A 24,915-nucleotide genomic window follows, 5' to 3' on the forward strand; every position below is an offset into this window, starting at 1 on the left:
GACCTAGGTCATATGACCGTACGATGCATGTGGGTATGATCTTCCGGAGGGGCCGACGCCCCGCAAAGGGAGATTTCCATGTCATCGAATGCCGCGCCGCAGCCGGCGCCCGCCGCCTCGCGCAAGGCGCTGTCCGTGCTGTTCTCCAGCACGTTCGCCTTCACGGTCTGTTTTGCCGTCTGGACGATGTTCTCGGTCCTGGGCGTGCCGCTCAAGTCCGAGTTGAGCCTGAACGAAACTCAGTTCGGCCTGCTGATCGCCACGCCGGTGCTGACCGGTTCTCTGGTGCGCGTGCCTCTGGGCATGCTGACGGACCGCTTCGGCGGCCGGATCGTGTTCGTGCTGGTGCTGCTGGTCTGCGTGCCGCCGCTGTACCTGATGTCGTATGCGACCACCTATGCCCAGTTCCTGGTGCTGGCCCTGTTCGTGGGTCTTGCGGGCGGGACGTTCTCGGTGGGCACCCCCTACGTGGCGCGCTGGTTCGCGCCGGAGCGCCGGGGCTTCGCCATGGGGGTGTTCGGCGCCGGCAATTCCGGATCCGCCCTGAACATGTTCGTGGCGCCGCTCGTCATCGGCGCGTTCGGCTGGACGATGCTGCCCCGGGCCTACGCGGCCCTGATGCTGGGCACCGCGGTGCTGTTCTGGCTGTTCAGCCATTCGGATCCGGCGCATCGGGCGCCGTCCGCCGTCGGCCTGCGCCAGCAGTTGAGCGTGCTGAAGGATCCCCGCGTCTGGCGCTACTGCCAGTATTACTCGGTGGTGTTCGGCGGCTACGTGGCGCTCGCCCTGTGGGCCACCAAATACTACGTGGCGGAATACGGCTTCGACCTGACGCTGGCGGCCTTCCTGGCGATGGTGTTCTCGCTGCCGGGCGGTGTGCTGCGCGCCCTGGGCGGCTGGTTTTCCGACCGCTTCGGCGCCTACGCGGTGACGTGGTGGGTGATGTGGGTCTGCTGGGTCTGCTTCTTCCTGCTGTCCTATCCGCAGACGCAGATGACGATCCAGACGCTGCAGGGGCCGGTGTCGCTGCATATCGGCCTGAATTCGACCGTGTTCACGATCCTGCTGTTCGTGGTCGGGGTGGCGATGGCCATCGGCAAGGCCTCGGTCTTCAAGTTCATCAGCGACGACTATTCGGACAACATCGGCGCCGTCTCGGGCGTGGTGGGCCTGGCGGGCGGCCTGGGCGGCTTCGTCCTGCCGATCCTGTTCGGCGCGCTGCTGGACATCACCGGCGTCTATTCCAGCGCCTTCATGCTGCTCTACGGCACGGTCTGCGTGTCGCTGGTGTTCATGCACTACTCGTACCAGCGCGCGCCGCGGGCGGGCACGGAGCTGACCGGGACGGTGTGACCGGGGCCGCGGGAGGCCGGCGCGGCCTCCCCTCCGGCTCGACGGACTGTCGCTTCGGACAGACACTCGCGGGGCCGTGCGGATAAAGACATTACGAAAGTGGTGGGAAAAGTGGTGGCCGGAAATGCAGCCATGCTAGTGTGCTGCTCATCCGGCCCGCGCATCCGAGCGGGGCGGACGACACCCCTGATCGCCCCCTTATCCGAACACAGGTGCCCCATGGATATCGAACGCTTCAAGCAGCAGCATGTCCAGATTCTGCAGATCATTCATCGCATGCGTCAGCTGGCGGCGGCCGGCGTCGCGGAAAACGCCTCGGGGCTGGCGCACGAGATCCGGCTGATGAAGTCCAAGGTCGCGCTGCATCTCTCGATCGAGAACGACATTCTCTATCCGCGCCTGGAAAAGCAGGCCGACGCGCAGGTGGCGCGCCTGGCGCGGGAATACCAGGAGGAAATGAAGACGCTGGCCAGCGGATTCGGCCATTTCGTCGAGCGCTGGGGCGCGGAGTCCGCGGTCGAGGGCGACCCGGAGGGCTTCCGGCGCGATTGCAACACGGTGCTCAAGGCGCTGCATCGGAGGATCCAGCGCGAGAACACCGAGTTCTATCCTCAGGTCGAGGCTTTGTGAGGTCTCAAGCCGGAACATCCCTCCACCTCGCGGCTTGCAGGCCGCTCGGATTCGACAGGCATGGAATAGCCCGCAGGGGCTCTCAAGCCGGAGCATCTCTCCACGTCGCCACCTGCAGGTGGCTCCGATAATTCCGGCACGGGGCAGTCCGCAGGGACTGCTCTTGGCCTGTAGCATCCCTCCACCTCGCGGCTTGCAGGCCGCTCGGATTCGACAGGCATGGAATAGCCCGCAGGGGCTATTCCATGCCCTGTCTCATCCCCCACACCCTCCGCAGCAGTTGCCGTCTTCGCCGTGGACGGGCTTGAGGGCTTCGTAGCCGGCGTCCTGGACGGCGACCTGCAGGCGCTGGACGGAGACCTGGGCGGTGTCGAAAGTGACGGTGGCCTTTTCATCGGCCAGCGAGACCGTGACCTCGGAGACGCCGGGCACGGCGGCCAGGGCCCGGTCCACGGTGTCGGCGCAGGATGGGCCGCGCAGGCCGACCACGCGCAGGGTGGCGGTTTTCTGGGAAGAACGCTTCAGGGTTGCTGCTTCCATGGGGTCCTCGCGAACGGGGGAAGCCCTCGATGAGGGCAGGGTTATAGATCCATTTGAAATACATCTTCTAGGCCGGCTAGTATAGCAGGGCCGCCGCCTTTTCGTGCCATGCCCGTCGCCGCCCCCCTCCGCCGTATCGCGCACCTGGATATGGACGCCTTCTATGCGTCCGTGGAACTGCTGCGCCGCCCGGATCTGCGCGGCCAGGCGGTGGTGATCGGCGGGGGCGGCCCGCAGCCCATGGAAGGGAAATACCCGCGGCTGGGGGACTACGTCGGGCGCGGCGTGATCACGACGGCCACCTACGAGGCCCGCGCGCTGGGCGTGCATTCGGCCATGGGCATGATGAAGGCCGCGCGCCTGGCGCCCGACGCCGTGCTGCTGCCGGTGGATTTTCCAGCCTATCGCCATTATTCCCGCCTGTTCAAGGCCGCCGTGGCGGCGATCGCCCCCCGCATCGAGGACCGCGGCATCGACGAGATCTACATCGACCTCACCGATCTGCCGCAGGAGTCCGTCGAACTGGCCCGCGCCCTGAAGCGGGCGGTGCGCGAGGCCACGGGACTGAGCTGTTCGATCGGCATCTCGCCGAACAAGCTGCTGTCGAAGATCGCCTCGGACCTGGACAAGCCCGACGGCATCACGCTGATCGGTCCCGGCGACCTGGAGCGGCGCATCTGGCCGCTGCCGGTGTCACGGATCAACGGCATCGGCCCCAAGGCCACGCGCAGGCTGCGGGACCTGGGGATCGAGACGGTCGGCCAGCTGGCGCTGGCCGCGCCGGCGCTGCTGCAGCGCCATTTCGGGCTGGGCACGGCGCAGTGGCTGCTGGACGTGTCGCACGGCATCGACGACCGTCCGGTGGTGACGCAGTCCGAGCCCAAGTCCCTCAGCCGGGAGACGACGTTCGAGCGGGACCTGCACGTGCGCCGCGACCGGCCGCTGCTGTCGCGGATCTTCCTGGACCTGTGCGAGCGCCTGGCGGAAGACCTGGCGCGCAAGGGCGTGCGCGGGGCGACGGTGGGCATCAAGCTGCGTTTCGACGATTTCCGGGTGGTGACCCGCGACCTGACGCTGGACGCGGCGGTGGCGGATGCCGAAGCGATCCACCGGGCCGCCGGCCAGTGCCTGAAGCGGGTGCCGCTGGAGCGGCGCCTGAGGCTGCTGGGCGTGCGGGTCAGCAAGCTGGAGCCGGCGGGCGCGGGCGAGCGGCCGCAGCCGGTGCAGCTGGACCTGTACTGAGCGGCGGGCGTTCCGGGGTCGGGCGTCGCGCACCGGGAATCGGGAATCGGGAATCTGGAATCGTGCACCGGCACCGTGCACCGTGCATCGCGCACTGGCATCGGGAATTGGGCACTGGGAATCGGGAATCGGCCGCAGTACGCTCGGCGGCCGGAAATCCGGACATCGGAAATCACATCAGAAATCGTATTCGGGCTCGATGGCGTCGCCCGCCTGGAGCCAGGTCTCGCCCTCCGGCAAGGTGGCGATGGCGTTCATGCCGAACAGCACCCCCTGCTCGAACTGGCGGTGCCGCGCCAGCGTGCGGCCCGGTTCGGCCGCCGTGGCGCCCGTCAGCGGGTCCACGTTGGGAATGGGACAGCGGGCGCAGGCCTTGACGAAGGCGAAGCCGGCGCCGCCCGTGCGGAATCCGGCCAGGTGATCCTCGTCGTAGGGTTCCAGGCCCTGGAGCACGATGTTGGGGCGAAAGCGGATCATGTCCACCGGCGCGCCGCCCTGCGCGCCCAGCTGGCCGTTCAGTTCCTCCAGCGAATGCAGGTTGGCGACCAGGAAGGGGAAGCCGTCGGCGAAGGCGAAGGCGTGGCGCTCCACCGGCAGGAAGGACTGCGGCCAGTCGGGGTGGGTCTGGATCCAGCGGGTGACGTGCGGCACGCTGGCCAGGCGGTGTGCCCGGGGATGCAGGCGCAGCAGCCGGCAGGGCGCGCCGATGAACGCGCTCAGCCAGGCGGCGGCCTCGTCGCCCTGGTCGGCGCCCAGGGTGGGCGTGCCCCAGATGGCGACCGGCACGGCCTCGGCCTGCTCGGGGGGCTGCGGCACGAAACAGTCGGCCTGGCCGGGCGCGCGCAGCCACAGGCCGTCGGCGACGGGTTCGGGGTGGATCAGCACCATGCGGGGATGCTGGCGCTGGGTCATGAAGACGCCCTGGGCGTCCACGACGACCCAGTGCCGGTCGAAGTCCAGGCCGGATCCGGTGACGCGGACGCGTTCGTGGGCGATGCCGGCGCAGGATTTGACGGGATAGCTGTACAGGCTGTGAATGGCCAGGCGCATGGAGGTCTGCCGGTGACGGAGAAAGGAGGACATTCTAAGGCGGGAATGCCGGCGGGAACGGTTTGCGGGAATGCCGGTGGGAATGCCGGTGGGCGTGTCGGCGGGAACGGATTGCGCCAATGGTGGCCCGCCGGCTCCTGCGATGCCCGTGAAGGTATGGCTGCGCCGGCCGGCGCCGCTCGCGCGCGGCCCGCCGCCCGTTCGTACAGGCCTGAAATGCCGTAGCATGCAGGATTCGCCGGATCCCGCGCGCACCCGGGCGCGGCCTTTCGCGGCGCGCGTTGAAAGCAGGAGATCCCATGCCCTTGAAAGACATTCTGGCCGCCCTGGTCGTCATCGTGGTGTGGGGCGCCAATTTCGTCGTCATCAAAGTGGGCGTGGACGAGATCCCGCCGATGCTGCTGGGTGCCCTGCGCTTCCTGTTCGTGGCGTTCCCGGCGGTGTTCTTCGTGCCCCGGCCGGCGGTGCACTGGCGCTACGTCGTCGGCTATGGGCTGACCATCTGCCTGGGCCAGTTCGTCTTCCTGTTCCTGGCGATCTACCTGGGCATGCCGGCCGGCCTGGCGTCCCTGGTGCTGCAGGCGCAGGCCTTCTTCACGGTGGCGATCGCCGCGCTGGTGCTGCGCGAGGCCGTCCGCCCGCACCACGTCCTGGGCATCGGCCTGGCCGCCGCCGGGCTGGCGCTGCTGGACCTGGGCGCGGGGGGCGAGACGGCGGTGCCGCTGGCCGGCTTCCTGCTGACCCTGGCGGCGGCCTTCAGCTGGGCCTCGGGCAATGTGGTGCTGAAGTGCGCGGGACCGGTGCGCATGCTGCCGATGGTGGTGTGGGGCGCCCTGCTGCCGCCGCTCCCGTTCCTGCTGCTGTCGGCCGTCTTCGAGGGGCCGGACCGGATCGTGGACAGCCTGGTCCACATCAGCTGGCGCGCGGTGGGGGCGGTGGCCTATCTGTCGGGGATTGCGACGCTGATCGGCTATGTGCTGTGGGGGCGGCTGCTGGCCCGCCACCCGGTCGCCCGCATCGCGCCGCTCAGCCTGCTGATCCCGGTGGTCGGGCTGCTGTGCGCCGACTGGTTCCTGGGAGAGCGGCTGGGCCCGCTGCAGTGGGTGGGCGGACTTGTGGTGCTGATCGGACTGGCGGTGAACCTGTTTGGCGCTGGACCGCTCCGAGCCAAACGGCGCCCCCTTGGGGGGTAGCAAGCCGAAGGCGCAGCGTGGGGGCGTTTTTTGGGGGACGCTGGGCCGCGAAGGTCCGACAGATCCTGCGTCCGTCTTAGAATATCGGTTTGCGCGGCGCCGTGCCGCCGGGACTTCGTTTTTCAGGAATCTGCACTCATGTCGATCGATCGCGCCGGGCTCAACGCCCTGATGGAAATCACCTCGCGTCCGGAGCTGGTCTTCGTCCGAGGCCAGGGATCCTGGCTGGAAGACCACACCGGCAAGCGCTATCTGGATTTCATCCAGGGCTGGGCCGTGAACTGCCTGGGCCACAACCATCCGGCCATGATCGAGGCCCTGACCCGCCAGTCGCAGCAGCTGATCAATCCCTCGCCGGCCTTCTACAACCAGCCGTCCATCGACCTGGCCGTGCGCATCGTCGAATCCTCCTGCTTCGACCGCGTGTTCTTCGCCAACAGCGGGGCCGAGGCCAACGAAGGCGCCATCAAGCTCGCCCGCAAGTGGGGCCAGCTGCATCGCAAGGGCGCCTACAAGATCATCACCTTCGACCACAGCTTCCACGGCCGCACGCTGGCGACCATGTCGGCCTCCGGCAAGGCCGGCTGGGACACGAAATTCGCGCCGCAGGTCGAAGGCTTCCCCAAGGCCGAGCTGAACGACCTGGATTCGGTGCGCGCGCTGATCGACGACCAGACGGTCGCCGTGATGCTGGAGCCGGTGCAGGGCGAGGCGGGCGTGATCCCCGCGACGCGCGAATTCCTGCAGGACCTGCGCGCGCTGACCCGCGAGCGCGGCCTGCTGCTGATCGTGGACGAGGTCCAGAGCGGCATGGGCCGCACGGGGCGGATGTACGCCTACCAGCACGCGGGCATCGAGCCCGACATCATGACGCTGGGCAAGGGCATCGGCGGCGGCGTGCCGCTGTCGGCGCTGTGCGCGCGCGAGGCCGTCTGCTGCTTCGAGCACGGCGACCAGGGCGGCACCTACAACGGCAATCCGCTGATGACGGCGGTGGGCGTGGCGATCTTCGACACGCTGTCGGCGCCCGGCTTCCTGGACGAGGTCAACGCCCGCGGACGCCAGCTGTCGGCCGGCCTGATGGCGCTGTCGGACAAATGGGGCATGAAGGGCGAGCGCGGCCAGGGCCTGCTGCGCGCGCTGGTGATGGACCGCGACGACGGTCCGGCGCTGGTCCAGGCCGCGCGCGACCGCGCGCCGGAAGGCCTGCTGCTGAACGCGCCGCGCGGCAACCTGCTGCGCTTCATGCCGGCCCTGAACGTGACGGCCGACGAGATCGACACCATGCTCGCCTGGCTGGACGACCTGATCACGAAGGCGCGCGCCTGAGCCGGGGCTCTTCGGCGGTTCTTCCCCATTCCGCCCGCGAACCCGCCCGCCTCTTGCGCAGGGCGTGTCCGCGGCGGCACACGCTTCAGGCCGACAGCAGGCGGTTCAGCTGGAGCAGGCGTTCGCGGCCCAGCCGCTCGCGCATGGGCAGGCGGGGGCGGCCCGGGGGCGGCTCGGCGGCATCGAGTTCGGCGATTGCCCGGCGGATCTGCGTTTCGTGCGCCGGCCACCAGGCCGCCAGTTTGCGATCCGGTGTCAGCGCGGACAGGCCCAGGCGGCGCAGTTCGGACCGGTTGAAGTCCTTCAGGTTCAGCGTCAGGATTTCCACCGGACTGCCGGGATGCCGTTCGCGCATTTCCCGGGCGACGGCGACGACGTGCCAGTCCTTGGGATCGCTGTAGCGCAGCCCCTGTTCGTATTGATCGGCTCCATGCGCCATGGCGCCGGGAAAGGCGGACTGCATGGCGTCCCAGTCCGCTTGCAGGCTTGCGGCGGGAATGTCCCAGATGCGCCGGGCGTTGCGCCGCCATTCGTCGCCGATGCGTTCGCTCCAGGCGGGCTGGAAAACGCCGTGCGCGCCCAGCGCCAGCATCAGGCGGCGCTGCAGGCCGGACATCATGACGCAGGCGTCGAGGACCAGGATGGCGGGCGGAGTCAATTCAGCCACGCCAGCGCGCCCTTGGCCGCGGCGCGGCCCCCGGCGAAGCAGGCGGTCAGCAGATAGCCGCCGGTGGGCGCGTCCCAGTCCAGCATCTCGCCCGCGCAGAAGACGCCTGGCAGGGCGAGCAGCATCAGCCGTTCATCCATCGCCTGAGGGCGGACACCGCCCGCCGTGCTGATGGCTTCGTCCATGGGGCGCATGCCGGTCAGCCGCACGGGCAGCCGTTTGATCGCCGCCGCCAGCCGGACGGGATCGGCGTAGTCGTCCCCGCCCAGGCATTCCCGCAGCAGGCCGGTCTTGGCCCCGTGCAGGTTCAGGCGCGAGCGCAGATGGCTGGACAAGGACTTGGCGCCGCGCGGATACATGACCTGCCCGGCCACCCAGGCGGCATCGCGGTCGGGCAGCAGATCGATGGCCAGCACGGCCTCGCCGGTGCGGTCCAGCGCCTGGCGCAGGTCCGGGGACAAGGCGTAGACCAGCCCGCCTTCCAGGCCGTCCCGGGTCAACATGATTTCGCCGCGCCGCAAGGGGGCGTTCGCGCCGACGTCCGCCGAGGCCGTTTCGCGTACGCATGCGGCGACCGATTTCAGGGGCTCGCCCGCGTAGCGTTCCTGGAAATGCGCGCTCCAGTCCGCGCGAAATCCGCAGTTGGCGGGCCGCAGCGGCGCGACGTCCACGCCTTTTTCCGCCAGCATGGGCGCCCATGCGCCGTCCGATCCCAGGCGGGACCAGCTGCCGCCGCCCAAGGCCAGGATGACGGCATCCGCCTTGACCCGCGTTTCGCCCGCCGGCGTGGAGAAGCGCAGCCGGCCGGATTCATCCCATCCCGTCCAGTGATGGCGCGCGTGGATGCGCACGCCTTGTCCGCGCAGGCGATGCAGCCAGGCGCGCAGCAGCGGCGCGGCTTTCATCGCGGCGGGAAAGACTCGCCCCGAAGTGCCGACGAACGTGTCCACCCGCAGGCCTTGCGCCCAGTCGCGCAAGGCCTGCGGGCCGAAATCGGCCAGCCAGGATGCCACCCAGGGCGCGTGTTCGCGGTAGCGCGACAGGAATGCGGGCAGGGGTTCGCCATGGGTCAGGTTGAGCCCGCCGCGCCCGGCCAGCAGGAATTTGCGGCCCACCGAGGGCATGGCGTCGTAGAGATCGACGCGCGCACCCGCCGTCGCCAGTGTTTCAGCCGCCATCAGTCCGGCCGGGCCGCCGCCGATCACGGCGATCGGATTCGATTGCACAGGAGTCGTCCTTGAAAACCCGCGTCGCGCATGCCGGCGGGGGATGGGCGGGATTGTAGGAGATGCGGCCGGAGCGTGCGTCGCGCGACCGCTTGCCAGCGGCCCGCGCTTGACGCAGAATTCCAGGGTTGTTCTTCAGTGCACTGAATAAAATATGATGAATAAATTCCCCGAGGAGACCGCGATGTCCACACGCACCGTCCCGCCGTTCCGCGCCGACCACGTCGGCAGCTTTTTGCGGCCCGTCTATCTGCTGGAGGCGCGCGAGCGCCATGCCCGGGGCGAGATCGACGCCGCCGCCCTGCGCGCCGTCGAGGACCGCGCCATTACCGAGATCGTGCGGTTCCAGGAGGACATCGGCCTGAAATCGGTGACGGACGGCGAGTTCCGCCGCACGTACTTCCACCTCGATTTCCTGCGCCAGCTCGATGGCGTGACCACCGACGATCCCAAGGTGGTGACCGGACCCGACGGCAAGGAGCACCTGGCGCCGCCGTCGATCCTCGTGACCGGCAAGGTGCGTCATGCGCGCGACATCCAGCGCGCCGATTTCGAGTACCTGGCGAGCCAGGTCTCGGCGGGCCACACGCCCAAGGTCACCATCCCCTCGCCCACCATGCTGCATTTCCGCGGCGGGCGCGCCGGCATCGACGCCGTGGCCTATCCCGAGCTCGACCCCGATTTCTACGAGGACGTGGCCGAGGCCTACGGCCAGGAACTGCGCAGCCTGTACGACGCCGGCTGCCGCTACGTGCAGATGGACGACACCAACCTGGCCTATCTGTGCGACGGACGCATGCGCGAGGCGGCCAAGGCGCGCGGCGACGACCCGAACGAACTGCCGCACCGCTACGCCCGCTTCATCAACCGGGTGGTGGCGCGCAAGCCCGAGGGCATGGTGCTGGCCATGCACCTGTGCCGCGGCAATTTCAAGAGCACCTACGCGGCCGAGGGCAACTACGAGCCGGTGGCCGAAGCCCTGCTGTCGGAAATGCACCTGGACGCGTATTTCATGGAATACGACGACGATCGCAGCGGCGACTTCCGGCCCCTGCGCTTCCTGCCGGCCGGCAAGATCGTGGTGCTGGGCCTGGTCACGACCAAGTTCGGCGCGCTGGAGTCCAAGGACGACCTCAAGCGCCGCATCGACGAGGCGGCGAAGCACGCCCCCCTGGAGCAGCTCGCCCTCTCGCCGCAATGCGGCTTTTCGAGCACGGTGCACGGCAACAACGTGGCCGTCGAGGACCAGCGCGCCAAGCTGCGGCTGGTGGTCGAGACCGCCCGCGAGGTCTGGGGCGACGCCTGAGCCCCGGGGGGATGCGTCCGCCGCGGGGTGGGCCGCGGCCGTGCGCCCGGTCCTGCGGCCCGATCCTCTGAAATCCCCAGAAAGAAAAACGCCCCGGTCCAAAAGAAACCGGGGCGTTTCCCTTCATGCGGCTGGAAGGACGGTCAGGCCTTCGCGGCCAGTTCCGCCTTCTTCACCTGGCGCCAGTGGTGCAGCAGCGGCTCGGTGTAGCCGTTGGGCTGCTCCAGGCCCTTGAAGATCAGGTCGCTGGCGGCCTTGAAGGCGCAGGACGTGTCGAAATGGCCGTCCATCGGCTCGTAGGCGGGGTCGCCGGCGTTCTGCTTGTCCACCACCGCGGCCATGCGGCGCAGGGTTTCCTCGACCTGCGCGCGGGTGGCCACGCCGTGCAGCAGCCAGTTGGCGATGTGCTGGCTGGAGATCCGCAGCGTGGCGCGGTCTTCCATCAGGCCCACGTCGTGGATGTCGGGGACTTTCGAGCAGCCCACGCCCTGGTCGATCCAGCGCACCACGTAGCCCAGGATGCCCTGGCAGTTGTTGTCCAGCTCCTGCTGGATCTGCTTGGGCGTCCAGGTGGGCGCGGCGGTGACCGGCACGGTCAGGATGCGGTCGGTGTAGTCTTCGTGGCGGCTTTCCAGGGACTTCTGCACTTCGACCACGTCGACCTGGTGGTAGTGCAGGGCGTGCAGGGTGGCGGCGGTGGGGGACGGCACCCAGGCGGTGTTGCCGCCGGCCTTGAGCTGGCTGACCTTCTGCTCCAGCATCGCGGCCATCAGGTCGGGCATCGCCCACATGCCCTTGCCGATCTGCGCGTGGCCGCGCAGGCCGCATTCCAGGCCGGTCTGCACGTTGTTCAGTTCGTAGGCCTGGATCCAGGCCTGGGCCTTCATGTCGTGCTTGCGCACCATGACGCCCGCGCGCATGGACGTATGCAGTTCGTCGCCGGTGCGGTCCAGGAAGCCGGTGTTGATGAACACCACGCGCTCGGTGGCGGCGGCGATGCAGGCCTTGAGGTTGACGCTGGTGCGGCGTTCCTCGTCCATGATGCCCATCTTGATCGTGTTGGGCGCCAGGCCCAGCAGCTGCTCGACGCGGCCGAAGATCTCGCTGGCGAAGGCGACTTCGTCGGGGCCGTGCATCTTCGGCTTGACGATGTAGATCGAGCCGGTGCGGGAGTTCTTGCGCGCCTTCAGGTCGTGGATGGCGATCAGCGAGGTGCAGACGGCGTCCAGGATGCCTTCGGGCACTTCGCGCCCGTCGCGGTCCAGGATGGCCGGGTTGGTCATCAGGTGGCCGACGTTGCGCACGAACATCAGCGAACGGCCGTGCAGGCGGGCGGCGGAGCCGTCGCGCGCGGTGTATTCGCGGTCCGGGTTCAGGCGGCGGGTGAGGGTCTTGCCGCCCTTGACCAGGTCCTCGGACAGGTCGCCCTTCATCAGGCCCAGCCAGTTGCGGTAGGCGAGGACCTTGTCGTCCGCGTCCACGGCGGCGACGGAGTCCTCGCAGTCCATGATGGTGGTGAGGGCCGCTTCGACGACCACGTCCTTGATGTGGGCGGCGTCGGTCCTGCCGATGGGATGGTCCGCGTCGAACTGGATCTCGACGTGCAGGCCGTGGTGGCGCAGGACCAGGGCCTGCGGCGCGGCGGCGTCGCCGCGGTGGCCCAGGAAGGCGCCGTCGTCGGCCAGGCTGGTGGCGGTGCCGTCCTTCAGCGTGACGCGCAGGCCGCCCTGGACGACGGCGTAGGCCGTGGCGTCGGCGTGCGAGCCCCGCGCCAGGGGGAAGCTGTCGTCCAGGAAGCGGCGCGCGAAGGCGATGACGCGCGCGCCGCGCACCGGGTTGTAGCCGCCGGCGCGTTCGGCGCCGTCGGTCTCGGGGATCGCGTCGGTGCCGTACAGGGCGTCGTACAGGCTGCCCCAGCGCGCGTTGGCGGCGTTCAGGGCGTAGCGGGCGTTCATCACCGGCACGACCAGCTGCGGGCCGGCCTGGGCGGTGATTTCGGTGTCGACGTGGGCGGTGGTGACGGCGACCTGGGCGGGGGCGTCCTTCAGGTAGCCGATGTCCTTCAGGAAGGCGCGGTAGGCGGCCGGGTCGGCGATGGGGCCGGGATGCCGGGCGTACCAGTCGTCCAGCGCGGCCTGGAGGCGGTCGCGTTCGGCCAGCAGGGCGCGGTTCCGCGGGGCGAGGTCATGGATGATCGCCGACAGGCCTTCCCAGAAGGCGGCCGGCTGTACACCCGTGCCCGGCAGGGCCTCCTGTTCGAGGAAGCGGTGCAGCGAGGCGGCGATCTGGAGTCCATGGCTGGAGATGCGATCGGTCATGATGGTCCTTGGATGAGCTGGAAGTCAATCTTGGATTATAGGCAGTCTTCTATAAGAGTTAAAGGGCGTCCGCAGGCCGGCGGCGGGCCGGCATGCGTACGCAAGTGCCTGTCGCGCAAAAGAAAACGCCCGCTTCCTGGGAAGCGGGCGGGCTATATGCCGGTCCGGATAGTGCTTATTTTTCCGGCACCTGGGCGATGTGCAGCAGGTTGGTGCTGCCGCTGCGCCCGAACGGCAGGCCGGCGATCACGATCAGCGTGTCGCCCGCCTCGGCCAGCCCGGCCTGGCGCGCGGCGGCGGTGGCCCGGTCGATCATTTCGGTCGATTCGCGCAGCTGCTCGGGGAAGTGGACCGGGCGCACGCCCCAGGCCAGGGCCAGGCGGCGGGCGGTTTCCGGCTGCGAGGTCAGGGCCAGGATCGGCGTGGAGGGGCGCTCGCGGCTGGCGCGCAGGGCGCTGAAGCCCGAGGCCGTGTAGGCCACCGTCGCGGCCGGCTCCAGCAGGCCCGCGACGCGGCGCAGGGCGCAGCAGATGGCGTCCGGGATGTTGGCTTCGGCCGGGCTGTGGCTGGCCTCCAGGCCGGCGCGCCAGGAGGGGTCGGACTCGACCTCGCGGATGATGTGCTCCATGATGGTGACCGCCTCGACCGGATACTGGCCCGAGGCCGATTCGGCCGACAGCATGACGGCGTCGGCGCCGCTGTAGACGGCGGTGGCGACGTCCGAGGCCTCGGCGCGGGTGGGCACGGGCGCGGTGATCATGGATTCCAGCATCTGGGTGGCCACCACGACGGGCTTGCCGGCGGCGCGCGCGCGGCGCACGATGCGCTGCTGCAGGATGGGCACGCGCTGCGGGGGCAGTTCCACGCCCAGGTCGCCGCGCGCCACCATGATGCCGTCGGCCTGCGCCACGATGGCGTCCAGGTGCTCGATGGCGGCGGGCTTTTCCAGCTTGGCCATGATCCAGGCGCGGTTGCCGACCAGGCCGCGCGCCTCGACGATGTCCTCCGGGCGCTGCACGAAGGACAGGGCGACCCAGTCCACGCCCAGCGACAGGCCGAATTCCAGGTCGGCGCGGTCCTTGGGCGTGAGCGGGGAGATCGGCAGGATGACGCCGGGCACGTTGACGCCCTTGCGGTCGGACAGCGGGCCGCCCACCAGCACGGTGGTCTCGGCGAAGTCCGGGCCGTGGCGGTCCACGCGCAGGCGCAGCTTGCCGTCGTCCAGCAGCAGGTCGGTGCCGTCCTCCAGGGCGGCGAAGATTTCCGGGTGCGGCAGGTTGGCGCGCGCGGCATCGCCCTCGGCGGGGTCCAGATCCAGGCGGAAGGACTGGCCCGCTGCCAGGACGGCCTTGCCTCCGGCGATCCGGCCCACGCGCAGCTTGGGCCCCTGCAGGTCCATCAGGATGCCGATGGGATGGCCCAGTTCCTGCTCGACCTGGCGGATGAGGCGGTGGCGTTCGGCGTGGTCCTCGTGCGATCCGTGGCTGAAGTTCAGGCGGAACACGTTGGCGCCGGCCTGGGCCAGGGCGCGGATCTGTTCGAGGGTGGAGCTGGCCGGCCCCAGGGTGGCCAGGATGCGGGCGCGACGGTCGGCCTTCATGCCTGGGCTCCCGCATAGAGATGGTCGGCGCCGTCCAGGGCGGCGACGCCGGCGCGGGCCACCTGGGCGTCCTGCCCGGCCTGCACGCCGGACACGCCGACCGCGCCGATGACGCTGCCGTCGAAATAGATGGGCTCGCCGCCTTCCAGGGGCACGACCGGCATGGACAGGGCGGCGATGCGGCCCTGGTTGACCATGTCCTCGTAGACCTTGCTGGGCTTGCCGCTGAGGACGCAGGCGCGGGCCTTTTCCGGCGCGATCTGGGCGCTCATGAGGGGGGCGCCGTCCATGCGCTGCAGCCACAGGGCGTGGCCGCCGGCGTCGCACAGGGCGATGCTGACGTTCCAGCCGCTGCGGCGGGCCTCGGCTTCGGCGGCGGCCGCCATGCGGCGCGCGTCTTCCAGTGTCAGGACTCGGAGGGTCTTCATGTGTGTCTCCAGGGATGCGCGGCCCGGTTCAGAGGACCAGGATGGCGCGGAAATCGTTGACGTTGGTGAGCGTGGGACCGGTGATCAGGGAATCGCCCAGGCGCTCGAAAAAGCCGTGGCCGTCGTTGTCGTCCAGATGCGCGCGCGGCGGCATGCCGGCCGCCCAGGCGCGCGCCAGGGTGTCGGGGCCGATCAGGGCGCCGGCGATCTCCTCCTGGCCGTCCACGCCGTCGGTGTCGCCGGCCAGGGCGTGGACGCCTTCGGCGCCATCCAGGGTGATGGCCAGGGACAGCAGGCATTCGACGTTGCGCCCGCCGCGGCCCTGGCCGCGCACGGTGACGGTGGTCTCGCCGCCGGACAGCAGCACGCAGGGGGCGGGCGCCGGCTGGCCGTGCGCGCGCACCTGCAGGGCGATGCCGCCCAGCACCTTGCCGACGTCGCGGGCCTCGCCCTCGATGCGGTCGCCCAGCAGCAGCGGCGCGACACCGGCCTCGCGGGCCACGGCGGCGGCGGCTTCCAGGGCCATCTGGGGCGTGGCGATCAGGTGGGTCTCGACGCGCGCCAGGCGGGCGTCGCCGGGCTTGAGGGTCTCGCCCGCGCCCGATTCCAGCAGCCGGCGGGCGCCTTCGGGCAGCTCGATGCCGTAGCGGCGCACGATGTCCAGCGCGTCGGCGCAGGTGCTCGGGTCGGCCACGGTCGGGCCGGAGGCGATGTCGCAGGGCTGGTCGCCGGGGACGTCGGAGATCAGCAGGTTGACCACGCGCGCGGGGGCGCAGGCCGCCGCGAGCCGGCCGCCCTTGATGCCCGACAGGTGGCGGCGCACGCAGTTCATCTCGGAGATGGTGGCGCCGGATTTCAGCAGGGCGCGGTTGATGGCCTGCTTGTCGGCCAGGGTCACGCCGGCGCCCGGCACGGGCAGCAGCGAGGAGCCGCCGCCCGAGATCAGGCAGACCACCAGGTCGTCGGCCGTCAGGCCGGCCACCCGCTCGAACAGGCGCCGGGCGGCGGCCTCGCCGGCCTCGTCGGGCACCGGATGGGCGGCCTCGACGATCTCGATGCGCTCGCAGGGCACGGCGTAGCCGTAACGGGTGACGACGAGCCCCTCGACGGGGCCGGGCCAGTGCCGCTCGAAGGCCTGCGCCATGGCGGCCGAGGCCTTGCCGGCGCCGATGACGATCGTGCGCCCCCCGGGCCGCTGCGGCAGGAAGGCGGGGATGCAGTGTTCGGGCTGGGCGGCGCGCACGGCCGCCTGGAACATGCGGGTGAGAAGCTCGCGGGGCGAGAGGTTCATGAGGCGTCCATCCCGAAGATGAGGATGAGTCCGGACACGGCGCAGTCCCTGCGGACCGCTTCGTGCCCGATGAATCCGGGCCGCTTGCAGGCGGCGAGGCGGATTGGCGAATCGCCCGGCGGACGGGCCCCTGCGCGAGGAGCGGGTCCGCCGGATGGGAGGCGCGGCTTCCGCTTTGGCGGCGGCTTCGGCTTACTGGCCGATTTCGTGGTTCGCCAGGATTTCCAGCGCGCGCACCATGCCGGAATGGTCCCAGCCGGCGCCGCCGTGGGCCACGCAGGCGTTGAACAGTTCCTGGGCCACCGCCGTGCTGGGCAGGGACATCCCCAGCTGGCGCGCGGTGGTCAGGGCCAGGTTCAGGTCCTTCTGGTGCAGGTTGATGCGGAAGCCCGGATCGAAGGTGCGCTTGACCATGCGCTCGCCGTGCACTTCCAGGATGCGCGAGCTGGCGAAGCCGCCCATCAGCGCCTGGCGCACCTTGGCCGGGTCGGCGCCGGCCTTGGAGGCCAGCACCAGGGCCTCGCCCACGGCCTCGATGGTCAGGGCGACGATGATCTGGTTGGCGACCTTGGTGGTCTGGCCGTCGCCGTTGCTGCCGACCAGGGTGATGTTCTTGCCCATCAGCTCGAAGATCGGCTTGCACTGGTCGAAGGCGGCCTGGCTGCCGCCGATCATGATGGTGAGGCTGGCGGCCTTGGCGCCGACTTCGCCGCCGGACACCGGCGCGTCCAGGTATTCGCAGCCCAGCGCGTTGATCTTCTTGGCGAATTCCTTGGTGGCGACGGGCGAGATCGAACTCATGTCGATGACGATCTTGCCCTTGCTCAGGCCGGCGGCCACGCCGTTCTCGCCGAACAGCACGGCTTCGACGTCGGGCGTGTCGGGCACCATGATGATGATGATGTCGGAGGCCTTGGCGACCTCGGTCGCGTTGGGCAGGGCCTTGGCGCCCGCGTCCAGCAGGCTCTGCGCGGTCTTGCCGTGGGTGAAGGTGACCAGGGTGTGGCCGCCCTGGATGAGGTTGGCGGCCATGGGGGTGCCCATGATGCCCAGACCGATGAAACCGATGTTGGCCATGTGAGTTCTCCTTGTCGATGCGTGTCGTTTCGATGGGGTGCCGGGGGGATGCCGGGGAACGGTGCTGGAAAAGGGTTCCGGGAGGGCGGTCAGGCCAGCGCCTGGATCCAGCCCAGGCCGTCCTCGGTGCGGCCGGCCGGCTTGTATTCGCAGCCGATCCAACCGTCGTAGCCGACGGCGTCGATGTGGCGCAGCAGCCAGCGGTAGTTGATCTCGCCGGTGCCTGGCTCGTTGCGCCCGGGGTTGTCGGCGAGCTGGATGTGGCCGATGGACCCGAGGTGCTTGCTGATGGTGTTGCCCAGTTCGCCTTCCATGCGCTGCGCGTGGTAGATGTCGTACTGCACGCGCAGGTTGTCGGAGCCGACCTCGGCGATGATGGCCAGCGCCTGGTCGGTGCGCGACAGGAAGAAGCCCGGGATGTCGAAGGTGTTGATGGGCTCGATCACCAGGCGGATGCCGGCCTGCTTCAGTGCGGCGGCGGCGTGGCGCAGGTTCTCGACGAAGGTGTGGTGCGCCGCGGCGGCGTCCACGCCCTCGGGCACCTTGCCGGCCAGGCAGTTGAGCTGCGGGCAGCCCAGGGCCTGCGCGTATTCGATGGCGCGGACGACGCCCTGCCTGAATTCCTCGACGCGGCCGGGGTGGCAGGCGATGCCGCGCTCGCCCGCGTCCCAGTCGCCGGCGGGCAGGTTGTGCAGCACCTGGACCAGGCCGTTGGCCTGCAGGCGCCGGGCCAGTTCTTCCTTCGGCCAGGCGTAGGGAAACAGGTATTCGACGCCCTTGAAACCGGCCTTGGCGGCCGCTTCAAAGCGGTCGAGGAAGTCGATTTCCGTGAACAGCATCGACAGGTTGGCGGCGAATTTCGGCATGTATGGCTCCTTGAAATGCGTGCGGGCAGCCCTTCCGCCGGGGAGGGCTGCGGCGTCCTGCTTCAGTCCAGCAGGGTGATGGCGGTCGGGGCGTCCTCGCCGCGCTCGGCCAGTTCCTCGAATTCGTTGATCGCGTCGATGTCGTTGCCCATGGAGATGTTGGTGACGCGCTCCAGGATGAACTCGACCACGACGGGCACGCGGAATTCCTCGATCCAGGCGCGGGCCTGGGCGATGGCGGGCTGGATCTCTTCGACCTTCTTCACGCGGATGGCCTTGCAGCCCAGGCCTTCGGCGACCTTGACGTGGTCCACGCCGTAGCCGTCGGTTTCCGGCGCGTTGATGTTGTCGAAGGACAGCTGCACGCAGTAGTCCATGTCGAAGCCGCGCTGCGACTGGCGGATCAGCCCCAGGTAGGCATTATTGACCACAATGTGGATGTAGGGCAGCTTGAACTGCGCGCCCACGGCCAGTTCCTCGATCATGAACTGGAAGTCGTAGTCGCCGGACAGGGCCACGACCTCGTCGCCGGTATCGGCGGCCACCACGCCCAGCGTGGCGGGCACGGTCCAGCCCAGGGGGCCGGCCTGGCCGGCGTTGATCCAGCGGCGCGGGCCGTAGACGTGCAGCAGCTGCGCGGCGGCGATCTGCGACAGGCCGATGGTGGTGACGTAGCGCACGTTCCGGCCGAAGGCCTTGTTCATTTCCTCGTACACGCGCTGCGGCTTGAGCGGCGACTGGTCGAAGTGGGTCTTGCGCTGCATGGACTTCTCGCCCTTGCGCGCGCGGCACTCCGCGGCCCAGGCGCCGCGGTCGCGCAGCTGGCCGGCGGCCTTCAGGCGGCGGGCCTCCTCGATCATCAGGCGCAGGGCCGCGCCGGCGTCCGAGGCGATGCCGTAGTCGGGGCCGAAGACCTTGCCGATCTGGGTGGGATCGACGTCGATGTGCACGAAGGTGCGTCCCTGGGTGTAGACCGGCGTGGAGCCCGTGTGGCGGTTGGCCCAGCGGTTGCCGATGCCCATGACGAAGTCCGAGGCCAGCAGGCTGGCGTTGCCGTAGCGGTGCGCGGTCTGCAGGCCGGCCATGCCGGCCATCAGCGGGTGGTCGTCGGGGATCACGCCCCAGCCCATCAGGGTGGGGATGACGGGCACGCCGGTCAGCTCGGCGAATTCCTGCAGCAGGCCCTCGGCCTGGGCGCTGAAGATGCCGCCGCCGGCCACCAGCAGCGGGCGCTCGGCGGCGTTGAGCAGGGCCACGGCGCGGGCGGCCTGGGCCGGCGTGGCGGCGGGCTTGTAGACCGGCAGCGGCTCGTAGGTGTCGATGTCGAATTCGATTTCCGCCATCTGCACGTCGAAGGGCAGGTCCACCAGCACCGGGCCGGGGCGCCCGGAGCGCATCACGTGGAAGGCCTGCTGCAGGATGCGCGGCACCAGTTCCGGCTCGCGCGCCATCACGGCCCACTTGGTGACCGGCTTGGCGATGGTCTCGATGTCCACGGCCTGGAAACTTTCCTTGTGCAGCTGCGCGCGCGGCGCCTGGCCGGTGATGCAGAGGATGGGGATGGAGTCGCCGGAGGCCGAGTACAGGCCCGTGATCATGTCCGTGCCGGCGGGGCCGGAAGTGCCCAGGCAGACGCCGATGTTGCCGGGCTGCGCGCGGGTGTAGCCTTCGGCCATGTGCGAGGCGCCTTCCACGTGGCGGGCCAGCACGTGCTTGAAGCCGCCGTTCTTGCGCAGGGCGGAGTACAGCGGATTGATGGCGGCGCCGGGCACGCCGAACAGCGTGGTGACGCCTTCCTTCTGCAGGACCGCCGCGGCGGCGTCGACTGCTCTCATTCTGGCCATGATTTCTCCTGGATCGGTCGGATGGGTATTCGTTGACGGGACCAGATTAAAGAAATCGCCGGGGCGCAGGAATCCCAGTCCGCCTCGCTTCTGTCGATACTATTTGTATGTGATGTTGCGGGCCTGGGGTAGAATCCCATGAACCCTGGACACGCCGGTTCCGTCCGGATTCTTCGTTGCCCGCCCTTGCCTTGCGGGGTTTTCCAGTCCGCGGGGAACCATCGGGAGGCCTTCATGAGCCGCTATACCGAGATACGCAGTTTTGTATTGATTGCCGAGCAGGGCAGCTTCGCCGCCGCGGCCCTGGTGGAAGGCGTGACCCCGGTCATCATGGGGCGGCGGCTGACGGCGCTGGAAAAGCGCCTGGGGGTGCAGCTGATGCACCGCTCCACGCGCGGCCTGGTGCTGACGGACCTGGGCGAGCGTTACCTGGAGCACTGCCAGCAGCTGATCCAGGATTTCGACGCCGCCGACGCCAGCATCATGTCGCGGGGCCGGTCGCTCGCCGGCCACCTGGTGGTGTCGGCGCCGGCCTCGTTCGGGCGCCTGCACGTGGCCCCGCACGCGCTGGCATTCCGCGCGCGCTACCCGGACCTGGCGCTGTCCTTCAACTTCACCGACAGCGTGGTGGACCTGGTGCGCGAGGGCTACGACATGGCCATCCGCATCGGCGAGGTCACCGACCCGAACTACGTGGCGGTGCGCCTGTATCCGAACCGCCGCGTGGTCTGCGGCACGCCCGCCTATTTCGAGTCGCACGGCGTGCCGCGCGTGCCCGAGGACCTGGCGCGGCACAACTGCCTGGCCTTCAACCTGCAGGGCGGGCAGCATCGCGGCTGGACCTTCGTGCGCGACGGCAAGCCCTTCGCCGTGCGGGTGCGCGGCGACCTGGCCTGCAACGACGGCGAGCTGCTGTACCACTGGGTGCGCCAGGGGCTGGGCATCGGCTGGCGCTCCACCTGGGAGATCCAGCGCGAACTCAAGCGCGGCGAGCTGGTGACGGTGCTCGACGAATTCGCCCTGCCCGCCTACGACATCCAGGCGGTCTATCCGCAGCAGCGCTACCTGCCGGCCAAGGTGCGCTATTTCATCGACGACCTGAGAAACCATTATCATGAACCCGGTTACTGGGAAGGACAGAGATCATCTTGACTGCGAATGCTGAACAGGCGCCGGCTGAACACGCGCCGGCGCGCGATCCCAAGGCCCGCCGCAACGAACGGCTCGCGCTGACGGCGCTGGCCGGCATGGCGCTGGTCTGGGGCTACAACTGGGTCGTCATGAAGCAGGTGCTGGCGTATGTCGGCCCCTTCGATTTTTCCGCGCTGCGCACCCTGTTCGGCGCCGTCGCGCTGCTGCTGGTGCTGGCGGCCCTGCGGCGGCCCATGCGCATCCGGGCCTGGCCGCGCGTGCTGCTGCTGGGCGTGCTGCAGACCGGCGTGTTTTCCGCCCTGATCCAGGTCGCGCTGCTGCAGGGCGGGGCGGGCAAGACCTCGATCCTGGTGTACACGATGCCGTTCTGGGTCATCCCGCTGGCCTGGGTGGCGTTTGGCGAGCGCATCCGCGGGCTGCAGTGGCTGGCCCTGGCGCTGGCGGCCGCGGGCCTGCTGCTGATCCTGGAACCCTGGAGCCATCACGCCGGCATCGTCAGCGAGATGCTGGCCGTCGCCTCGGGCCTGTGCTGGGCGCTGGCGACGCTGGTGGCCAAATGGATCAAGCGCGACCACCCGATGGATGCTTTGCCGCTGACGGCGTGGCAGATGCTGTTCGGCGCCCTGGCGCTGTGCGTCGTCGCCTGGCTGGTGCCGGAGCGGCCGATCGCGCCGGCGCCCTATTTCTACGCAGCGCTGGCCTACAACGCGCTGCTGGCCACGGCCCTGGCCTGGTTCCTGTGGCTGTTCGCGCTGCAGCACCTGTCCGCCGGAATGGCGGGCCTGTCGTCGCTGGGCGTGCCGGTGGTCGGCGTGCTGTCCGGCTGGCTGGAACTGGGCGAGGTCCCTGGCGGGCTGGAGCTGTCGGGGATGATCCTGATCGGCGTGGCGCTGGCGGTGATCAGCCTGCGTCCGATGGGCGGGCGCGGATAGGCGCCGCGGCGATGCTGTCGGACCAGAGCCTGGCGCGCGTGCGCGACCTGAAATTCAAGCAGCTGCTGGTGTTCGAGCGGGTGGCCACCCTGGGGTCCATGCACAAGGCGGCCGAGGCCGTGCACATGACCCAGCCCAACGTCGTCAAGATTGTCAGGCAGCTGGAGGAATTGCTGCGGGTCACGCTGTTCGAGCGCCACAGCAAGGGCGTGCGGCTGACCGTGTTCGCCGAGCACCTGCTGGCGCGCATCCGGCCCATGCTGGGCGATGCGCGCGCCCTGAGCGAGGAGCTGGAGGCGCTGCGCAGCGGCGAGGGCGGCCAGGTGGCCGTCGGCACCCTGATCTCCGCCTCGGCCTGGCTGCTGCCCGAGAGCGCGGCCCTGATGAAGCGCCGCCATCCCAAGGCGGGCCTGCTGATCCAGGAAGCCACCAACGACATCCTCTTTCCCATGCTGCGCGTCGGCGAGCTGGACGTGATCGTCGGCCGCCTGCCGGAGAATCCGGGCGAGGGGGTGGAGATGCACGCGATCTACGACGACGAGCTGATGATCGTGGCGCGCGCCAGCCATCCCCTGTCGCGGCAGCCGGCGTGTGCCCCCGAGGATCTGCTGGACTATCCGTGGATCGTGCCGTCGAATTCCTCGCCGGTGCGCAAGCAGGTGGACCGGTTCTTCCGCGGCCGCGACCTGCCGATCCCCCACAACCAGATCGTCTCGCTGTCGATGCTGACCAACCTCGGCATCCTGGCGCGGTCCGATGCGCTGGCCATGCTGCCCAGCGTGGCGGCCCGGCCGCTGATCCAGGTGGGGGTGCTGTTCGAGGTCCCGATCCACGTGCGCGTGCCGTTCGGCACCATCGGCTACAGCCTGCGGGCCGACCGCGAGCCGGTGCCGGCGGCGGCCCTGTTCATCGGCATCCTCAAGGAAGTCGGCGCGCGGGCGCAGGCCACGGGCGGGGTCCCGCCGGCGGGCTGAGGCCCCGGCGGGGGGCTCAGAGCGGCACGCGCGCGCCCAGCGACTTCAGTTCGTCGAGCACGATCTGCGAGTAGATCTTGGTGACGCCCTTGAGCTTGTTCAGCCGGTTGACCACGAAGCGGGAGAACTCCTCGAAGTTGCGGGTGCGCACGTGCAGCACGTAGTTGGTCTCGCCGGTCACGATGTAGGCGCTGACCACTTCGGGCATCAGGCCGATCTCGCGCGTGAAATAGTTGTGCTGGGCCTCGCTGAGCTGGCCGATGTTCAGGTTGACCAGCGCCTGGATGTCGAAGCCCAGCTTCTTGGCGTTCAGGGTGGCGTGGTAGCCGTCGATGTAGCCGTTTTCTTCGAGCAGCTTGACGCGCCGGTGGCAGGCCGACGGCGAGAGGGCGACCATGTCGGCCAGTTCGAGATTGCTCAGGCGGCCGTCCCGCTGCAGGATGCCCAGAATCTTGATGTCCACCGGGTCCATTCTCATGATTGGTATACCTTTCGATCAATGACTCTAATAATCGAATGATATTCCGATATTTACACTCTGGATTGGAATATTAGAATAATTTCCCGCTGCCTCCTTGATAGACTGTTTTTCAGTGAAAACGCCGCACAGGAGGCATCGATGATCACACTGGAACAGTGCCTGGCCCGCGACCGGGCCGATGAGCTGGCCAGTCTCAGGCAGCAGTTCGATTTACCCGAGGGCACCCTCTATCTGGACGGCAATTCGCTGGGCGCCCTGCCGAAAGACGCGCCGGCGCGCGCCCAGGACGTCATCCGCCGGGAGTGGGGCGCCGACCTGATCAACAGCTGGAACAGGAACGACTGGTGGGCGCTGCCCACGCGCCTGGGCGACCGGCTCGCGCCGCTGATCGGCGCCGGGGCCGGCGAGGCCATCGTCACAGACACCACCTCGCTGAACCTGTTCAAGGTCGTGGCCAACGCCGTGGACATCCAGCGGCGCGCCCATCCGGAGCGGAAGATCATCCTGGCCGAGCGGGATGCGTTTCCCACCGACCTGTACGTGATCCAGGGCCTGATCGGGCTCCTGGACCGCGGCTACACGCTGCGGCTGATCGACCGGCCCGAGGACCTGGACGCGGCCGTGACCGGGCAGACCGCCGTGGTGGTGCTGTCGCACGTCAACTACCGCACCGGCTACCTGTACGACATGCGGGCGGTCGATGAGCTGGTGCACGCGCGCGGCGCCCTGGCGGTCTGGGACCTGTGCCATTCGATCGGCGCCGTGCCCATCGACCTGAAGGGCGCGGACGCGGATTTCGCCATCGGCTGCACCTACAAGTACCTGAACGGCGGCCCCGGCGCGCCGGCCATGCTGTGGGCGCATCCCCGGCACCGGGCCGATTTCCGCCAGCCCCTGTCGGGCTGGTGGGGGCATGCGCGGCCGTTCGACATGGCGGTCGATTACGTGCCCGATCCGGGCATTCGCAGCTTCCTGTGCGGCACGCAGCCCATCGTGTCCATGAGCCTGGTGGCGTGCGGCGTGGACATCTTCCTGCAGACCGGCATGGAGAAGATCCGCCGCAAGTCCCTGGCGCTGACCGACCTGTTCATCGAGCTGGTGGAGCAGGAGTGCGCCGGCCAGGGCCTGGCGCTGGAGACGCCGCTGGATCACGCTCACCGCGGCAGCCACGTCAGCTTCCGCCATCCGCAGGGCTACGCCGTGGTGCAGGCGCTCATCGCGCGGGGCGTGATCGGCGACTACCGCGAGCCCGAGGTCATGCGCTTCGGGATCACCCCGCTGTACCTGCGCTTCGTCGATGTCTGGGAGGCCGTCCAGCACCTGAAGGCCGTGCTGGCGCGGCGCGAATGGGAGCGGGACGAGTTCCGCGAGCGCGGGCTGGTGACGTGACGGCGGCGCCCCCGGCCCGGCCGGGGC

22 protein-coding genes are annotated in these 24,915 nt (G+C 69.3%); 10 read left to right on the forward strand and 12 right to left on the reverse strand.

Annotated features, from left to right (window positions below; all coding sequences use genetic code 11):
- Positions 1-78: 78 nt before the first annotated feature.
- On the forward strand, positions 79-1,353 hold the full coding sequence (locus HNR28_RS16740; RefSeq protein WP_151024141.1) for an MFS transporter: 1,275 nt from the start codon (positions 79-81) through the stop codon (positions 1,351-1,353).
- Positions 1,354-1,572: 219 nt separating this feature from the next.
- Positions 1,573-1,983 carry a hemerythrin domain-containing protein gene (locus tag HNR28_RS16745; protein WP_170288431.1) on the forward strand — a complete coding sequence of 137 codons (411 nt, stop codon included), beginning with the start codon at positions 1,573-1,575 and terminating at the stop codon, positions 1,981-1,983.
- 255 nt (positions 1,984-2,238) lie between these two features.
- Here HNR28_RS16745 and HNR28_RS16750 read toward each other — a convergent pair whose 3' ends face one another.
- Positions 2,239-2,523, reverse strand: a complete 285-nt coding sequence (locus tag HNR28_RS16750; protein WP_052355503.1) for a heavy-metal-associated domain-containing protein — start codon at positions 2,521-2,523, stop codon at positions 2,239-2,241.
- A 108-nt stretch (positions 2,524-2,631) separates the two neighbouring features.
- On the opposite strand from HNR28_RS16750, the gene dinB reads away from it, so the two are divergent.
- On the forward strand, positions 2,632-3,765 hold the full coding sequence (gene dinB / locus HNR28_RS16755) for a DNA polymerase IV (protein WP_151024143.1): 1,134 nt from the start codon (positions 2,632-2,634) through the stop codon (positions 3,763-3,765).
- A 177-nt stretch (positions 3,766-3,942) separates the two neighbouring features.
- Here the strand turns inward: dinB and HNR28_RS16760 are convergent, their stop codons facing one another.
- Positions 3,943-4,815: an MOSC domain-containing protein gene (locus HNR28_RS16760; protein ID WP_170288432.1), complete on the reverse strand. Its 873-nt coding sequence runs from the start codon at positions 4,813-4,815 to the stop codon at positions 3,943-3,945.
- A gap of 299 nt (positions 4,816-5,114) precedes the next feature.
- Between HNR28_RS16760 and HNR28_RS16765 the strand changes: the two genes are divergently transcribed.
- Positions 5,115-6,008, forward strand: coding sequence for an EamA family transporter (locus HNR28_RS16765; protein WP_151024145.1), 894 nt, complete (start codon positions 5,115-5,117; stop codon positions 6,006-6,008).
- Between the two features lie 138 nt (positions 6,009-6,146).
- A complete protein-coding gene (locus tag HNR28_RS16770; protein ID WP_151024146.1) occupies positions 6,147-7,337 on the forward strand; it encodes an acetylornithine transaminase in 1,191 nt (396 codons plus the stop codon).
- An 85-nt stretch (positions 7,338-7,422) separates the two neighbouring features.
- Here HNR28_RS16770 and HNR28_RS16775 read toward each other — a convergent pair whose 3' ends face one another.
- Both HNR28_RS16775 and HNR28_RS16780 read right to left on the reverse strand, forming a co-directional pair.
- Positions 7,423-7,953 carry a PIN domain-containing protein gene (locus HNR28_RS16775; RefSeq protein WP_409360335.1) on the reverse strand — a complete coding sequence of 177 codons (531 nt, stop codon included), beginning with the start codon at positions 7,951-7,953 and terminating at the stop codon, positions 7,423-7,425.
- 38 nt (positions 7,954-7,991) lie between these two features.
- The gene (locus HNR28_RS16780) at positions 7,992-9,230 is read right to left on the reverse strand and encodes a TIGR03862 family flavoprotein (protein ID WP_282958939.1); all 1,239 of its coding nucleotides are present in this window, start codon (positions 9,228-9,230) and stop codon (positions 7,992-7,994) included.
- 184 nt (positions 9,231-9,414) lie between these two features.
- On the opposite strand from HNR28_RS16780, the gene HNR28_RS16785 reads away from it, so the two are divergent.
- A complete protein-coding gene (locus HNR28_RS16785) occupies positions 9,415-10,536 on the forward strand; it encodes a 5-methyltetrahydropteroyltriglutamate--homocysteine S-methyltransferase (RefSeq protein ID WP_043679195.1) in 1,122 nt (373 codons plus the stop codon).
- A gap of 143 nt (positions 10,537-10,679) precedes the next feature.
- Here the strand turns inward: HNR28_RS16785 and HNR28_RS16790 are convergent, their stop codons facing one another.
- From HNR28_RS16790 to gcl, 7 genes are all read right to left on the reverse strand, one after another.
- Positions 10,680-12,854 (reverse strand): malate synthase G, encoded by a 2,175-nt coding sequence (locus HNR28_RS16790; protein ID WP_151024147.1) that lies wholly within the window; start codon positions 12,852-12,854, stop codon positions 10,680-10,682.
- Positions 12,855-13,029: 175 nt separating this feature from the next.
- On the reverse strand, positions 13,030-14,454 hold the full coding sequence (gene pyk, locus HNR28_RS16795) for a pyruvate kinase (protein WP_151024148.1): 1,425 nt from the start codon (positions 14,452-14,454) through the stop codon (positions 13,030-13,032).
- Positions 14,451-14,882: a GlcG/HbpS family heme-binding protein gene (locus HNR28_RS16800; RefSeq protein WP_043679199.1), complete on the reverse strand. Its 432-nt coding sequence runs from the start codon at positions 14,880-14,882 to the stop codon at positions 14,451-14,453. Before HNR28_RS16800 ends, pyk begins: the two co-directional genes overlap by 4 nt.
- Positions 14,883-14,910: 28 nt before the next feature.
- Positions 14,911-16,173 carry a glycerate kinase type-2 family protein gene (locus HNR28_RS16805; RefSeq protein WP_151024149.1) on the reverse strand — a complete coding sequence of 421 codons (1,263 nt, stop codon included), beginning with the start codon at positions 16,171-16,173 and terminating at the stop codon, positions 14,911-14,913.
- 192 nt (positions 16,174-16,365) lie between these two features.
- A complete protein-coding gene (gene glxR, locus HNR28_RS16810) occupies positions 16,366-17,250 on the reverse strand; it encodes a 2-hydroxy-3-oxopropionate reductase (protein WP_151024150.1) in 885 nt (294 codons plus the stop codon).
- A gap of 89 nt (positions 17,251-17,339) precedes the next feature.
- The gene (gene hyi / locus HNR28_RS16815) at positions 17,340-18,116 is read right to left on the reverse strand and encodes a hydroxypyruvate isomerase (protein WP_151024151.1); all 777 of its coding nucleotides are present in this window, start codon (positions 18,114-18,116) and stop codon (positions 17,340-17,342) included.
- Positions 18,117-18,178: 62 nt separating this feature from the next.
- Positions 18,179-19,960 (reverse strand): glyoxylate carboligase, encoded by a 1,782-nt coding sequence (gene gcl / locus HNR28_RS16820; protein WP_043679207.1) that lies wholly within the window; start codon positions 19,958-19,960, stop codon positions 18,179-18,181.
- 234 nt (positions 19,961-20,194) lie between these two features.
- On the opposite strand from gcl, the gene HNR28_RS16825 reads away from it, so the two are divergent.
- Genes HNR28_RS16825 through HNR28_RS16835 form a run of 3 tightly spaced genes read left to right on the forward strand, consistent with a single transcriptional unit; the run spans position 20,195 to position 23,018 of the window.
- Entirely contained in the window at positions 20,195-21,112 is a 918-nt protein-coding gene (locus HNR28_RS16825; protein WP_043679209.1) for a LysR family transcriptional regulator, read from the forward strand.
- Positions 21,109-22,044: a DMT family transporter gene (locus HNR28_RS16830; protein WP_211369283.1), complete on the forward strand. Its 936-nt coding sequence runs from the start codon at positions 21,109-21,111 to the stop codon at positions 22,042-22,044. The genes HNR28_RS16825 and HNR28_RS16830 overlap by 4 nt, the downstream gene beginning before the upstream one ends.
- A gap of 11 nt (positions 22,045-22,055) precedes the next feature.
- Entirely contained in the window at positions 22,056-23,018 is a 963-nt protein-coding gene (locus HNR28_RS16835) for a LysR substrate-binding domain-containing protein (RefSeq protein ID WP_151024152.1), read from the forward strand.
- Between the two features lie 16 nt (positions 23,019-23,034).
- Here the strand turns inward: HNR28_RS16835 and HNR28_RS16840 are convergent, their stop codons facing one another.
- Positions 23,035-23,496 carry an Lrp/AsnC family transcriptional regulator gene (locus tag HNR28_RS16840; protein ID WP_043679212.1) on the reverse strand — a complete coding sequence of 154 codons (462 nt, stop codon included), beginning with the start codon at positions 23,494-23,496 and terminating at the stop codon, positions 23,035-23,037.
- 141 nt (positions 23,497-23,637) lie between these two features.
- On the opposite strand from HNR28_RS16840, the gene kynU reads away from it, so the two are divergent.
- On the forward strand, positions 23,638-24,888 hold the full coding sequence (gene kynU, locus HNR28_RS16845; RefSeq protein WP_151024153.1) for a kynureninase: 1,251 nt from the start codon (positions 23,638-23,640) through the stop codon (positions 24,886-24,888).
- The last annotated feature ends 27 nt before the right edge of the window (positions 24,889-24,915 follow it).

The sequence above is a fragment of the Castellaniella defragrans genome, assembly GCF_014203015.1.
GTDB lineage: Bacteria > Pseudomonadota > Gammaproteobacteria > Burkholderiales > Burkholderiaceae_B > Castellaniella > Castellaniella defragrans.

Coding starts and splice junctions, on each gene's coding strand:
- HNR28_RS16740 (WP_151024141.1), top strand. CDS start 79: ATGTCATCGAATGCCGCGCCGCAGCCGGCGCCCGCCGCCTCGCGCAAG.
- HNR28_RS16745 (WP_170288431.1), top strand. CDS start 1,573: ATGGATATCGAACGCTTCAAGCAGCAGCATGTCCAGATTCTGCAGATC.
- HNR28_RS16750 (WP_052355503.1), bottom strand. CDS start 2,523: ATGGAAGCAGCAACCCTGAAGCGTTCTTCCCAGAAAACCGCCACCCTG.
- dinB (WP_151024143.1), top strand. CDS start 2,632: ATGCCCGTCGCCGCCCCCCTCCGCCGTATCGCGCACCTGGATATGGAC.
- HNR28_RS16760 (WP_170288432.1), bottom strand. CDS start 4,815: ATGCGCCTGGCCATTCACAGCCTGTACAGCTATCCCGTCAAATCCTGC.
- HNR28_RS16765 (WP_151024145.1), top strand. CDS start 5,115: ATGCCCTTGAAAGACATTCTGGCCGCCCTGGTCGTCATCGTGGTGTGG.
- HNR28_RS16770 (WP_151024146.1), top strand. CDS start 6,147: ATGTCGATCGATCGCGCCGGGCTCAACGCCCTGATGGAAATCACCTCG.
- HNR28_RS16775 (WP_409360335.1), bottom strand. CDS start 7,953: ATGTCCGGCCTGCAGCGCCGCCTGATGCTGGCGCTGGGCGCGCACGGC.
- HNR28_RS16785 (WP_043679195.1), top strand. CDS start 9,415: ATGTCCACACGCACCGTCCCGCCGTTCCGCGCCGACCACGTCGGCAGC.
- HNR28_RS16790 (WP_151024147.1), bottom strand. CDS start 12,854: ATGACCGATCGCATCTCCAGCCATGGACTCCAGATCGCCGCCTCGCTG.
- pyk (WP_151024148.1), bottom strand. CDS start 14,454: ATGAAGGCCGACCGTCGCGCCCGCATCCTGGCCACCCTGGGGCCGGCC.
- HNR28_RS16800 (WP_043679199.1), bottom strand. CDS start 14,882: ATGAAGACCCTCCGAGTCCTGACACTGGAAGACGCGCGCCGCATGGCG.
- HNR28_RS16805 (WP_151024149.1), bottom strand. CDS start 16,173: ATGAACCTCTCGCCCCGCGAGCTTCTCACCCGCATGTTCCAGGCGGCC.
- glxR (WP_151024150.1), bottom strand. CDS start 17,250: ATGGCCAACATCGGTTTCATCGGTCTGGGCATCATGGGCACCCCCATG.
- hyi (WP_151024151.1), bottom strand. CDS start 18,116: ATGCCGAAATTCGCCGCCAACCTGTCGATGCTGTTCACGGAAATCGAC.
- gcl (WP_043679207.1), bottom strand. CDS start 19,960: ATGGCCAGAATGAGAGCAGTCGACGCCGCCGCGGCGGTCCTGCAGAAG.
- HNR28_RS16825 (WP_043679209.1), top strand. CDS start 20,195: ATGAGCCGCTATACCGAGATACGCAGTTTTGTATTGATTGCCGAGCAG.
- HNR28_RS16835 (WP_151024152.1), top strand. CDS start 22,056: ATGCTGTCGGACCAGAGCCTGGCGCGCGTGCGCGACCTGAAATTCAAG.
- HNR28_RS16840 (WP_043679212.1), bottom strand. CDS start 23,496: ATGAGAATGGACCCGGTGGACATCAAGATTCTGGGCATCCTGCAGCGG.
- kynU (WP_151024153.1), top strand. CDS start 23,638: ATGATCACACTGGAACAGTGCCTGGCCCGCGACCGGGCCGATGAGCTG.